We start from the raw sequence: 12,926 nt of genomic DNA, 5'->3' as shown, positions 1-12,926 counted from the left end.
ACTAGTCTCCGAGTACGAACAGGCTCGCGCTGACTTCCACGGGGATGCGGTGACCGTCGCGGGCCTTCAGTTCAGCAAGGAAGCTTGTCTTTCCGTGTTCCCTCAGCTGGCGCCCCGTGGCCTCGGGCATCTCAGGCGTTGCGGTGACTGAGACGTCGGTGATGGTCATGTGCCGCAATTCCTCGCGTGTGTAGCCTACCCACTGGCAGGCGACGTCGTTGGCCTCGAGGATCGAGCCTGTCGTGCCATCCGCGTTGACCACATGGAGAAGAATGGCGTCCTGGGCCTGGTTGAACAACTCCCTAAACTCGAGTTCGCTGGCCTGCAATGCGCGTTCCGCACGGACGCGGTTGGTGATATCGGTGTCGGTGCCGACCCGCTTGACGACGTTGCCATCCTTGTCGAGCACAGCCTGCGACGATTCGATGATGGTGCGCCATGTGCCGTCGGTGCAACGCAGGCGATACGTGACGCGGAGGGGCGTATGCGTCCTCAGGTGCTCCTGGACGGCCTGCTGGAGCGCGGGAAGGTCCTCAGGGTGCACATATGACTCCCACTGGCTTCCTTTGGAAGGCAAGCCCCCGATGGCACGGGCGAGGTCCCCGTCGACGTCACCGTAGTAGGTGCAGCGATCCTCGACGGTGTCCCACTCATAGACGATGTCACTGGTGCTCTGCGCGGCGATGCGGAACCGCTCCTCGGAGGTGGCCAGCGCGTCGCGGGAGCGCCAGCGGTCTATCGAGACGGCGATCTGATCCGCGACGAAGGACAGGATATCCCGGTCCCGTTCGGTGTAGCGGTAGCTTCCATGGTACACCTGGACAGCGATGATCCCGATTGCTGTCCCCTTCAGCCGCAGCGGGACACCGAGCCAGCTGATGGGGAGCGTCCCCGTAGGAGTGACGCTTCCAGACTTGACCGGTTCTGCCTCGTGGAATTCGCTCATGAGCAGCGGTGTGCCGGTGTGCAGGATGTATGCTGTCAACCCCGTCTCGGCCATCTGCGGGTCGGGCGGCACGACGTCGTACTCGTCGATGTAGTACGGAAACGTGATGGACCCCGTCTTCGGATCCCGAAGTGCGAGGAACAGGTTCTCCGACGGCATCAGTCCGGCGACGATGTGGTGGATGTGGCTGTACAGCTCCTGCAGACTCTCGGCGGATGCTGCCGCCTGCGAGATGCGGTACGTGGGGTCCTGTACCTGCCGCGCGTGTACTGGTCCCTCGATATCAATGATGCTTCCTTCGATGAAGCAGGATCCGTCGGGAACGCGGACGGGCCTGCCCTGCTCCCACACAATACGTTCTGTGGCGTCAGGGCAGATGACGCTGTACTCAATCTGAAACGTGTCACCACGTTTCACCGCGTTCTCCACGACTGCTCGGTAGCGAGCGAGGTCATCGGGATACATGAGCGTCGAGCGGATGTCCCGCTTCGTCGTGAGTTCGTCCAGGGACCGGCCCAGGATACGTTCGTAGCCCCCACCGACAAGTTCGAAGGTGAACGGTGCCTGCGGCGCAGCTCGGTAGACCATGCCCGGCAGACCTGCCATCAGCCGGGTCAACCCCCAGTCGTTTGCTGCGCGCTCCGTGACCGGTATGTTCCTCTCGCTCATCCCAGCCTCATCACTGCGAGTGTCCAGAGGTCGACGGCGACGACGATGACGGTTGCCAGGACCCATGACGTCACGTAGACGGCTGGCCGCACGGAACGCCCGGTTCTGTACGATGCCAGCAAGTCCAGGATAGACCACACCACGGCCGCGATCGACAGCACCATCGAGAGAGCATTGCTTGCGAAGAACAGGAAGCCGCTCGGAAGAACGAACAGCCATCCGTTGAAGACCAGATTGAGGACAGCAAGGGCGAACGCAGCCAGCAGCAGCCACCACCACAATTGCCTTCGCACCATGCTTTCTCCTCCATATCGTTCATAGTATGATAGAGAACTTACTGCGTGCAAGGAGAGCTGCAACGGCGCGCCGACAACGATTGTCAGGATTCGTCTGCTCCCCGCTCGTCTTGGCAAGGCACACTTTCAGAGTCGCCGGGCGTTGCCGTGTCGGACCTGGCGTCGCGCACGCCATGCCACACCACACCTGCAGTCTGTGAACGACGATTCGTACTTGGCTGTTTGCATCGATCCCCTGGTTATCTATACTCTGACGAGTATGAGCGAATGCTCAGAAAATGAGTGAGCATTCAGGAAGGAGTCACAATGACACAGAAACAGGAGCAGGATGCGCTGTCCAGGCGCGATCGCCGTATCGAGCGCCGACAGGAGGAGATTCTCCAGGCAGCTGCCTCGGTCTTCGCCGCCAAGGGATATGCGCAGGCGACGACCAGGGAGATCGCGGCAGCGGCCGATATCGCCGAGGGCAGCCTTTACAACTACTTTGCCAGCAAACGCGACATCCTTGTCGCCATTATCTCGCGGTCACCGTCACCTGTAGACCGTCTGTGGTCGGAGGCTCAAAATCTGGCGGACCGCGATGGGTTCATCGGGCTCGTCGAGCGGGCCCTTCTGGCGCCTGCTTCCGAGCAGCCATGGATACGCACGGTCATCAAGGAGGCGTGGACGGACGATGAGCTGTTCCGACAGTATCAGGCAGGTCACGTGCGGGAGACGGTCGCCCATGTCGCGCGTCTCATCGAATGCGGCATCGAAGCCGGATGGCTCCGGAAGGTGGACCCCGAGCGGGCCGCACAGGCCCTCGTCGGTGCGCTCATGGCGTCCATGATGCCGTTGCTGCGCCTTACCCGGGGCTCCGAGGAGCCAGCCGAACGGGAGCAGGCTGCGCGTGCGACAGCCGATCTCTTGCTGTTCGGATTGATGATGCCGGAAGGGGGATCACATGCGTAATTTTCTGAAGATCCTCACGTACCTGAGGCCTTACCGTCGCAAGGCTGTCATCGCGTTGGCTGCGCTGACGGTCTCCATCCTGACTGACTTGGCGGTGCCGCGTCTCATCCAAACGATCGTCGACAACGGTATCTCGAAGGGAGACATGCACGTGGTCCTGGGGACGATGGGCATCATGCTGGGCGTCTCGGCGCTGGGGGCCGTCGTCTCTATTATCAACACGCGCTACTCGGTCGATGTGGCGATGGGATTCGGGACCGACGTCCGCACGGCGACCTTCCGCAACATTCAGGGATTCAGTTTCAGCAACCTCGACGATAACCGCACCGGAGCATTGATGACCAACCTGACCAGCGACGTCACGCGGGTGCAGGGCACCGTGCAGATGGCCATGCGCATCATGACCCGCGCGCCGCTGATGCTGCTTGGCAGCATCGTGCTCATGCTGGTGACCAGCCCGAGCCTTGCGGTCTGGGTCGTGCTGCTCCTGGCTATAACCGGCGCGATGGTCGTGGTGCTGTCCACGAAGGCGCAGCCCATCTTCCTGCGCGTCCAGGCGAAGCTGGACCGGCTGAACACCTTGCTCCAGGAGAACCTGGCGGGCATGCGGCTCGTGAAGGCGTTTGTCCGTTCGAACGAGGAGAACCGTCGGTTCGGAGTGGTCAACGATGACCTCATGGATCAGAACGTGCGTGTTCAGAGACTGTTCGCGGTCATCATGCCGACCATGACCGTCATCGTCAACCTCGGCACGGTGCTCGTCATCCTCATCGGCGGACGGCAGGCGATTGGTGGCACGTTGACAACAGGCCAGCTCATGGCGTTCATCAACTACCTCATGATCACGATGTTCCCGCTGCTCATGATGGGAAACCTGCTCGTGATGCTGTCGCAGGCTGAGGCGTCTGCGGGACGCATCAATGGGGTGCTGGACACGAAGAGCAGCATCGTCGACCAGCCAGGGGTCATCGATCTGTCCGACGTCAGGGGCAGGGTAGCCTTTGAGCACATAACGTTCAGCTACGACCACGAGTGTGGTGAGTCGGTGCTCCAGGATGTGAACTTCGTCGCCGAGCCGGGACAGACGGTGGCGATCCTTGGCGAGACCGGTTCGGGCAAGACGACGCTGATCAACCTCATCCCACGCTTCTACGATGTGTGCGGCGGTCGCGTGACGGTCGACGGCGTCGATGTCCGGGACGTGACCCTTGCGTCGCTGCGCAAGCATGTCGGCATTGCGCTGCAGGAGGCTGTGCTCTTCACCGGCACGCTCCGGGACAACATACGCTACGGCCGTCCCGACGCCAGTCAGGAGGAGGTCGAAGCGGCCGCGCAGGCCGCGCAGGCCGAGGAGTTCATCCTTGGGACCCCAAAAGGGTACGACACGATGGTCGAGGAACGTGGGGCCAACCTCTCGGGGGGTCAGAAGCAGCGCATCGCCATTGCCCGTGCCCTGCTCCTCAAGCCGAGCATCCTCATCCTGGACGACAGTACGAGTGCGGTCGACGTCGACACCGAGGCCCGCATCCAGGAGGCTCTGCTGCGCCTGCACAGCCAGTGCACCGTCTTCATCGTCGCTCAGCGTATCAGCACCGTGCTGGCTGCAGACAAGATCCTGGTCCTGGACAAGGGGCGCATCGCGGCCGAGGGAACGCATCAGGAGTTGATGCAAACCAGTTCCATCTACCGCGAGATCTATGAGTCCCAGCTCGGAGGAGGAACCACAAATGGCTGACCAGAACGTACGTGGGCAGGTTGCTCGCGGGGGCGGCCCGATGGGAGGAGCCATGGCTACGGCCAGGGCGAAAGACGCACGCGGAGCTGCGCGTCGCCTCATCGCCTACCTGAAGCCGTACCGTGGGAAACTCGTGCTGGTCACGGTCCTGCTGGTGGTCGGAGCGGGACTGTCTCTGGTGGGCCCGCTTCTCATCGGGCAGGCCATCGACACGATCATCAAGACGCACAGCGCTCAGGGTCTGCTGCGCATCGCCGTCTTGATGACTGCAGCAGGGGTCGGCACATGGCTTGCCGGGTCGTGGCAGGCATGGATCATGGCAGGCGTCTCGCAGTATGCCGTGCGTGACATGCGGCGGGGCCTCTTCGAACACCTGCAGACACTGTCCATGAGCTACTTCGATCGCCATTCCCAGGGAGACCTGATGAGCCGCCTTACGAATGATATGGACGCCATCAGCCAGACGCTGTCGCAAGACCTGACATCACTGGTCAGCAACGTCTTCAGTGTCGCAGCCATCATCGGCATCATGCTGGTCCTCAACAGGTGGCTTGCGCTTGCTGCCTTTGTCATGATGCCGTTCATGTTCCTCCTGACGGGCGGGATCATGAGCCGGACTCGTGCGCTGTTCCTTGAACAACAACGCACGGTCGGGGCACTGAACGGTGTAATGGACGAGACGGTCAGCGGCCAGCGCGTCGTGCAGGCGTTCGGCCAGGAGGCTACAGCTCTCGGCGTGTTCGGCAAGAGCAATCAGGCGGCGCTCGTGGCAGGACGGAAGGCGCAGTTTGTCGCCCTGCTCGCCATGCCGCTCCTCATGGTGCTTGACCACATGGATATCGCCATCGTCGCGGGGGTTGGTGGCACACTTGCCATCAAGGGCATCGTCACGGTCGGCGTTGTCTCGGCCTTCATCACGTACACGCAACGACTGTCGCAACCCCTCCTGCAGGTGGCGAACCTTCTCAGCACCATCCAGGCAGCTCTGGCGGGTGCGGAACGCGTGTTCGAGGTCATCGACCATCGGCCGGAACTGCGCGACAAGCCGGACGCACCCCAGCTCGGCGAAATCCAGGGCGACGTCGTGTTCGACCACGTCGACTTCGGGTACCTCAGGGATGTCCCGGTCTTGCGTGACGTCAACCTGCATGCGCTGCCAGGCCACATGGTGGCGCTGGTCGGACCCACCGGGGCCGGCAAGACGACCATGGTCAGCATTCTCTCCCGGTTCTACGACATCCAGGGCGGGCGCGTGACGGTCGACGGCACCGACATCCGTGACGTGCAGGTGGACAGCCTGCGCCGTCAGCTAGGTATCGTGCTGCAGGATGGATTCCTGTTCTCGGCCAGCGTGAAGGAGAATCTCCGCTATGGGCGCCTCGATGCGACAGACGAGGACATCGTCGCGGCGGCGACGCTTGCGAACGCCGACCAGTTCATCCGGCGTCTCCCGCAGGGATACGACACCGTCCTCGCCGAGAGAGGAAGTGATCTCAGCCAGGGACAGCGCCAGCTGCTGACCATCGCACGCGCTATCCTCGCCGACCCCCGCATCCTCGTCCTCGATGAGGCCACATCATCCGTTGACACCCGTACTGAAATCCATATTCAGCGGGCGCTGCTCAACCTGATGAAGGGGCGCACCAGCTTCGTCATCGCCCATCGGCTCAGCACCATCCGCAGTGCGGATCAGGTCCTGGTCATCGACGGGGGGCACATCATCGAACACGGTACGCACACGTCACTGCTGGAACAGCATGGATTCTACTACAACCTGTATATGTCGCAGTTCAAGGGGACCGCGACTCTGGCTGCTGTCTCCTGAACCGTGGTGCGCCCGGCTTCATGACGGGTCTCCTCTGCCCGTGACGTGACGCCGGACACTAGGACTCGAGCAGCATATCGCCCGGAAGCAGCCTGCTTCCGAGCGACCGTGTTACAAGCCCATCCGTTCGGCAGTCTCTCCTGGTCCGTCGTTCCCGCGGAGGTGGGAACCCATGTCCCTGTGAAGGCACCGATACCCGCCTGCGCGGGCATGACGAATCAGCGGCTTTTTATCAGCAGACTGGGATGAGACAACGCGGAAGGTCGTGCGCGCAGGCGATTCCTGCTACACTGTCACCGGAGGGGGAGCCATGACACAGGAGAACGATGTGGCGACATGGATCTATGTGGTACACCTGACCAGGCCTGCGGCGATGGCGTCACCGACGGAGGACGAGTCCGCCGCCATCGATCGTCATTTTGTGCGTCTGCAGCGCGCTCGTTCATGGCAGACGACCCGGCCGTACGCGCAGGTGTCATGACCGCGGAGCTGCACCCGTTCCGCATATCGCTGGAGCACCTGCCGTGCAGGTGATGGGGATCGAGCTGCTGCCAGTGCTCGGCTACGCGCTAGTTTCCATCTTCACTCCGGGTCCGAACAACATCACCTCTTCCTCGCTGGGGATGCGCGTAGGGTATCCCCGCACGCTCCGCTTCATCGGGGGCGTCGTTACAGGGTTCTTCTGCATCATGGTGGCGTCGGGACTGCTGACGGAGCTCGTCGTCTCGGCCTATGACAGGATCGCGGTCGTCCTGAAGATTGCGGGCGTCGCGTATCTGCTATGGATCGCCTGGACCGTCGCGCGGCCACAGGACCATGCACACGCGTCTCCGACGGCGACCGGCACGCGGTACCGCGACGGGCTGCTGCTGCAGCTCGTCAACCCCAAGGTCATCCTGTTCGGGCTGACGATGTATGCCACCCTGCTTGCCCCGTTGGCGAAGAGCTGGGTGGCAGTCGTCATCTCTGCAGTGTTGCTTGCTGTCCTGAGCTTCTGTTCGACCTCGCTGTGGGCACTGCTTGGCGCCGGCATCCAACGTTTCATCGCCAACTCGAAGGTCAGGTTCGCCTACTCGCTCGTCCTCGTGGGACTTCTGCTCTACGCTGCCTGGTCGATCGTCGCGTCGTAGACAGCACATAGTGCATGCCATCGACGCAGTTGTTGCCCTGCGCCGACGGGTGGTTACTGTTTCTCTGGTTGGACGGGGTTCACGGGACAAGGTCTGCCGAAGTCGTAGTGGATGACTCTGTGGGGACAGACATCGGCGTACTCATGAGACCACCTCCTGCGAGCAGCATGGCGACGATGCGCCGTGGTGCAACACGGGCGTGCTCAGCTCGTCCGGACGCCGCCCAGAGCCGCGCAGACCGCCTCTGAGAGTTCCTGCATGGTGTACGGCTTGGGCAGGAACCCGTCGGCGCCTCCAGGACCCCGAACCAGATCCTGGATGCTGCCACCTAGCGAATACCCCGACGAGATGAGGACAGGGGCCGAGTACCCCAGCCGTCTCAGTTCCCGGAGCACCTGGTCCCCCGTCATGCCTGGCATGGTCATGTCCAGCAGGACGAGGTCCACGGCGGCAGGATTCCCCTGGATGACGGCGACTGCCGACGGACCGTCCGCAGCGGTCACTACCTTGTAGCCAGAGCGTTCCAGCATGCGCCTGGTGAGCTGCAGGATCATCTCCTCGTCGTCCACGACCAGCACCGTCTTGTGCCCCTGTGTTCTTTGCGTGCGTGGTTCCTGCGCCGCCCGAGCCTTCGCCGGTTCCCTGCACCGTGGCAGGTATGTGGAGAAGGTGGTCCCTTCTCCTGCCGCCGTGTCCACCGTGATCCAGCCGCCAGCCTGCTGGACTGCCCCATAGACGACCGCGAGGCCCAGGCCGGTTCCATGTCCGACGGGTTTGGTCGTGAAGAATGGCTCGAACAGGTGCTGCCGCACCGTGTCGGTCATTCCGCCGCCGGTGTCGGTCACCTGCAGGAGGACGTGTTCGCCCGGCCGAGCGTCGGGATGTGCCTGGACAAACCACTCGTCAACGTCGACGTTGCTGGTCCGGATGGTCAGCGTCCCTGCGCCGTTCATGGCGTCTCGGGCGTTCACGACGAGGTTGATGACAAGCTGTCCAAGCTGAACCTGGTCGATGAGAACGTTCCAGAGCCCCGGTGTATAGTCCCGGGCGATTGTCACGGAGGGCGGCACCAGTTCTGCGATCGACTGCAGCGTGAGGTCGACAGACTGGCTGAGGTTGACGTACGTCGGCGCTGGGCTCCCATTGAGGCTGAACGTCAGTAGGTTGTGTGTGAGGCCGGCAGCCTGCCTAGCAGCCTGCTCAGCCTGGGCCAGCGGCTCTGCGATGGAGTCCGGCTGGCCTGCCTGGTCGCGCACGATACTGAGGTTGCCGAGGATGCCCGTGAGCAGGTTGTTGAAGTCATGGGCGATTCCACCTGCCATGAGGCCAAGGGCGTCCATTTTCTGTGCCTGAAGCAGGCGCGTGGTCATGCGCTTGCGGTCGGTGACGTCGACCAGGAGAGCGAGCTTCCCCATGCGCTTGCGCAGCGGAGCGACGTGAAGGTCGTAGGAGCGCTCCACCCCGTCACGGACGAAGGCCAGCTCGACATCAGTGCCGGACGCTGCGGATGAAAGGGCAGGCAGGACCTGCGTCCCCTCGGCGCCCAGGACGTCGCGGGCGGAGCACCCCAGGATTGCCTCGGCGGCGGCGTTGATGTCGACGAGTCGACCCTGGCTGTCAAGGACGAGCGCTCCGTTTGGGCTGGCCTCCAGGACGAGCGAGCGGGGGATGGGGACGAGGTCGAGGAAGCGGAAGCGATACAGGGCGAGGAAGAGGGCTATGCCGCTCAGAGCGAAGGCGAAGGGAGTGAGGTCGACCCCGGTGACTGGAGTCCGACCAACCAGGAACAGGACATTGGCGGTCCACGGTACGGCCATCGCGACCAGAACGGCGACCGTCTGGCCACGGTAGGCAGAGGGCACCCTGAACAGGCCGCGCAGCAGGATCACGACACCCGACAGCAGAAGTGCATACTGGTACGCGCTCCAGACCCAGAACAGTGGACCAAGGCGTGTGTCGACGCGCAGGAGTGCGCCGGGGGCCGTGATGGGCGCGGCGACGGCCTGAGTCCAGAGCAGGTGGTGCAGGTCGTTGAACCAGGCCAGGACAAATACCACTGCCGGTTCAACTGCTGCAAACGCCGCAATGCGAGTGACATCGCGCAGTGATCTCCCATCGTACCTGAGGGTGAAGACCAGCCATGCGACGCTCAGGGCTCCACCCAGAAACGACATCTTCACCCAGAACAGGAAGGAATCCAGTGTCGTACTGCCGAGGAGGAACAGCGAGACGAGAATGTTCAGGACCACCAGAGACATGGTTGCCGAGAAGGCACGGGCGCCCCGGGAAGGCCTGCGTCGCCAGGCAAGGACTGCGACGGCTGCTGAGATAGCGGCTGCTGCCAGCAATGGCAGCGTGAACGGTGTCGCCTGCATGTTCAACGTTCGTCCATCCATTTCATGTGCGCGATCGCTCCACTGGGACGATTTCTGGCCCTGGTCTTCCGCAAGGCTGCTTGTGTGGACAGTCTAGCCACAGATGTGCGTGTGTCAAAGAGCGGAGCGGCAGGAGGTCCACGCGGAGCGCCCGGGGGGCGAACGACGAAGCCCCGGGACCGTGGTCCCGGGGCTGATAGCTGAGTGATGCGGAGCAGACTACTTGGCGTCGTTCGTCGAGGGCTTGGGAGCCTTCTGTCCGCGCTGGGGCTTCGCGGGAGCCTTTGTTGGCTGTGCACCTGGTCTTGATCCAGGCTTCGGAGCAGCCACCTTCAGGGCTTCCTTGCCGCCTCTGACGACAGGAGCCTTGTTCGCTGCTTCCGGTTTCTTCTCGCCTGGTCTTGCCGGTCCATGCTGCGGCTGGGCTGTCCTTGCAGGCTGCTGTCCACGGTGTGGAGCGTTCTTCACAGGAACCTTTGTCTCGACAGGTTTCTTCTCGGCGACCGTCGGTGCGATCCCAGCTTGTGGCTTCTGAACGCTGGGTGTCTGTGGTGCAGGTTTTGTCTCAGCGGTCACTGGGCGTGATGGCCTGCGGCCGCGTCTGTGAGACGGAGCGGCGACGGGAGTGGTAGTGGCGGAGGAAGGTCCGGGCTTCTCTGAGGGACGTTCCCTCGTGGGGGCGGCAACAGGTAGCTGCTGGGGCTTCGTGTCCGTGGAGCCGACAAGACCGGCTGCCGCCATCGCTGCGCGTACTGCGGCGCGGAAGTCGACAACGGGTCTGGTGGAGCCGGCAGGTCTTGTCACGGGGGCCGAAACTGGAGGCACCACTGGGGTGATCCTGGCCTCGACGACAGGAGCGGGTGTCGGCTGGGCCGCCACAGGCGTTGGTACAGGTGCGGACACCGGAGCAGCTGCAGTAGTCGTCGCTACCGGTCTCTGTTCCCGGTCACGGCGTGCGAAGCGGCCACGTCCTCTGTTACGGTCACGGCCATGCTCAGGAGCACGCTGAGGCGGCGTAGACAGGGCGGTGGCCTGAACGGGAGCAGGTGCTGGAGCGGTGATGGCCGGTTGTGCAGTCACCGCTGGTTCGGCAACACCGTTTTCCTGATGGTGGACGCGTCCATGCACATCGATCAGATCAGGCTGCTGACGGGCGGGCGTCCCGGGACGGAGGCGCGAAAGGTCGGTCTTCACTCCCTGCAACGACGGAAGGAACATAAGGCGGAGAGCGCACCACCACAGGTACTCGGCGTCGGGTCCCTTGAAGTCGTCGAGGTCGAGAAGGCCGTGGGCCAGCTCGTTGCGCATGTTGGAGCCGAACTTCTCGACAAGCAGGCCTCTAAGGTCGAACATGAGGTCGCGCCCGAAGACGCGTTCAGCTTCGTCCATGTCCAACAGGGCTCCGAGTACGCGCTCCTGCTCGACGTTGCGCATGTCGATCTTGCTGGTGACGACGCCGGCCTTCTTCAGGACGATGCGTACGGCATTTTCGACCTGTGGTGTCAGCAGTGAGACTGCGACAAGGAAATCGCCATCCATACCCGCATCCATGCCACGGGCAAAGATCTCCTCGCGGCCGACGGGGACGAATGGGTTGTCGGTCGTGAAGGAACGCCAGTCATCCAGTCGAACGACATGCTCCGACAGGACCTGACGGCGAGCGGGATCGATAAGCGCGAGCACGGCAATCTGACGATTGCGGGCGGCCTCCTGGTACAGTTCGGCTTCCTTGGCCGTGCGAATCTCGCGGGTATCGCCCGTGAAGGCGGCGGGAGCGTGAGAGGAGGCCTTTCCCTCCTGATCCATTCCAACCGTGCTGATGAGATACTGGAACGGCATCCGGCCCGTCTTGGCGTCGACCTGCTCTTCCAGTTCTGCGGGCTTGGGTGTTTCGGCCAGATTGGCGAGCGCGACGAGCGCGGCGCGCAGGTCCTTGCTCTTGACCTGGTCACGTGCCCACTGGGTGATTCCGGCCGGATCCATACGCGATGGCTTCTTCATGGGAGCATCGTTGCGCTTCAGCTCGAGCGCGTCGACCTGCTTCTTGAGCTCGATGACAGCTTGCTCGTTGCCTGGGACCTTGGCAAGCGATTCCATGGCGCTGCGCATCAGTTCCAGCGCGTGGTCGGTGTTGGGCTGGGCCTCGGACTGCACGACGTCGGCTTGTTTGACATAGGTGTCGGAGGCGCGCTTGAGAGCCATTTCCCTGTTCTTGTCCTGCCCTGCGGCGGTTTCGCAGCGAGCCTTGACCTGCCAGTACAGGCGGGCGCTTTCCCACTGTTCAGCGGTTTCGCAGCGCTGTGCGCTTGTCCCGCAGATGCTGGCGAACCGGGAGGCGTTGCCTTCGCCGGCGTCCAGCAGCAGGTTGATGAGCTTGGCCCACCAAGGCGTCGGCTCCTCAGCGCCAAACTCACTGAGCTGTTTCTGAAGGTAGTCGATGGTCTTGCGGTACGCCTTGGTCTCCTTGCCCAGGAAGACGGCGATGTCGAAGGAACGCTTCAGGCGATCGTAGCCATCTGCCCACTGGACGACGTCCTTGAGATGCAGGGCGCTGCTCAGGTAGCTGTCGACAGCCAGGCTGGCGACGCTGGCGTCCCCCTGACGTACCCAGAGAATGTCGGCTAGGCGGGACCGCAGTTCCGCGTCCTGGACAGTCTCGATGAGCTGTTTGATCACACGTAGCTCGTCGGCCGAGAAGTCTTCAGGGAGCGGCGTGCGCGAGTACTGAAGATCGGCAGCGGGGACAAAGGGGTCGCGCGACGGGGTCTCGAGCTTGAGTTCGGGCGAAGCGACGGCGCCGAGGAACGTGTAGACGGCCTCTGTGCGCGAGTCGTGCGCCTTGCCTGCTTCCTGCGCGCGCTGGTAGAACAGTCTGCCGTACACCGAGCACAGTTTCTGGTCGGCCTCGACCAGGACCTGTTGCCAAGCTGTGCGGTCGATGTCTTCTTTCTTGATGACGAATCTGGTGATTGACACGGGTTCCTCCGAGTGGATGGGTG

At 62.9% G+C, this 12,926-nt stretch carries 9 protein-coding genes; 5 read left to right on the top strand and 4 right to left on the bottom strand.

Annotated features, from left to right (window positions below):
- Position 1: 1 nt before the first annotated feature.
- The gene (locus SMC1_RS07375) at positions 2-1,615 is read right to left on the bottom strand and encodes a PAS domain-containing protein (RefSeq protein ID WP_165849317.1); all 1,614 of its coding nucleotides are present in this window, start codon (positions 1,613-1,615) and stop codon (positions 2-4) included.
- Entirely contained in the window at positions 1,612-1,911 is a 300-nt protein-coding gene (locus tag SMC1_RS10650) for a hypothetical protein (RefSeq protein ID WP_165849316.1), read from the bottom strand. Before SMC1_RS10650 ends, SMC1_RS07375 begins: the two co-directional genes overlap by 4 nt.
- A gap of 306 nt (positions 1,912-2,217) precedes the next feature.
- Between SMC1_RS10650 and SMC1_RS07370 the strand changes: the two genes are divergently transcribed.
- From SMC1_RS07370 to SMC1_RS07355, 5 genes are all read left to right on the top strand, one after another.
- Entirely contained in the window at positions 2,218-2,862 is a 645-nt protein-coding gene (locus SMC1_RS07370; protein WP_119086137.1) for a TetR/AcrR family transcriptional regulator, read from the top strand.
- Positions 2,855-4,597 (top strand): ABC transporter ATP-binding protein, encoded by a 1,743-nt coding sequence (locus SMC1_RS07365; RefSeq protein WP_119086136.1) that lies wholly within the window; start codon positions 2,855-2,857, stop codon positions 4,595-4,597. Before SMC1_RS07370 ends, SMC1_RS07365 begins: the two co-directional genes overlap by 8 nt.
- Complete coding sequence (locus SMC1_RS07360) at positions 4,590-6,422, top strand: ABC transporter ATP-binding protein (RefSeq protein ID WP_119086135.1); 1,833 nt, start codon at positions 4,590-4,592, stop codon at positions 6,420-6,422. Before SMC1_RS07365 ends, SMC1_RS07360 begins: the two co-directional genes overlap by 8 nt.
- 310 nt (positions 6,423-6,732) lie before the next feature.
- On the top strand, positions 6,733-6,903 hold the full coding sequence (locus SMC1_RS10645) for a hypothetical protein (protein ID WP_165849315.1): 171 nt from the start codon (positions 6,733-6,735) through the stop codon (positions 6,901-6,903).
- Between the two features lie 52 nt (positions 6,904-6,955).
- Positions 6,956-7,552 carry a LysE family translocator gene (locus SMC1_RS07355; protein WP_243626528.1) on the top strand — a complete coding sequence of 199 codons (597 nt, stop codon included), beginning with the start codon at positions 6,956-6,958 and terminating at the stop codon, positions 7,550-7,552.
- Between the two features lie 203 nt (positions 7,553-7,755).
- Here the strand turns inward: SMC1_RS07355 and SMC1_RS07350 are convergent, their stop codons facing one another.
- Positions 7,756-9,927, bottom strand: a complete 2,172-nt coding sequence (locus tag SMC1_RS07350; RefSeq protein WP_243626527.1) for a histidine kinase N-terminal 7TM domain-containing protein — start codon at positions 9,925-9,927, stop codon at positions 7,756-7,758.
- Between the two features lie 219 nt (positions 9,928-10,146).
- Positions 10,147-12,903, bottom strand: a complete 2,757-nt coding sequence (locus SMC1_RS07345; RefSeq protein ID WP_165849313.1) for a DUF4209 domain-containing protein — start codon at positions 12,901-12,903, stop codon at positions 10,147-10,149.
- Between the last annotated feature and the right edge of the window lie 23 nt (positions 12,904-12,926).

The sequence above is a fragment of the Candidatus Cryosericum septentrionale genome (assembly GCF_003570995.1).
GTDB lineage: Bacteria > Caldisericota > Caldisericia > Cryosericales > Cryosericaceae > Cryosericum > Cryosericum septentrionale.
This window is presented reverse-complemented; position numbering and strand designations above follow the sequence as displayed.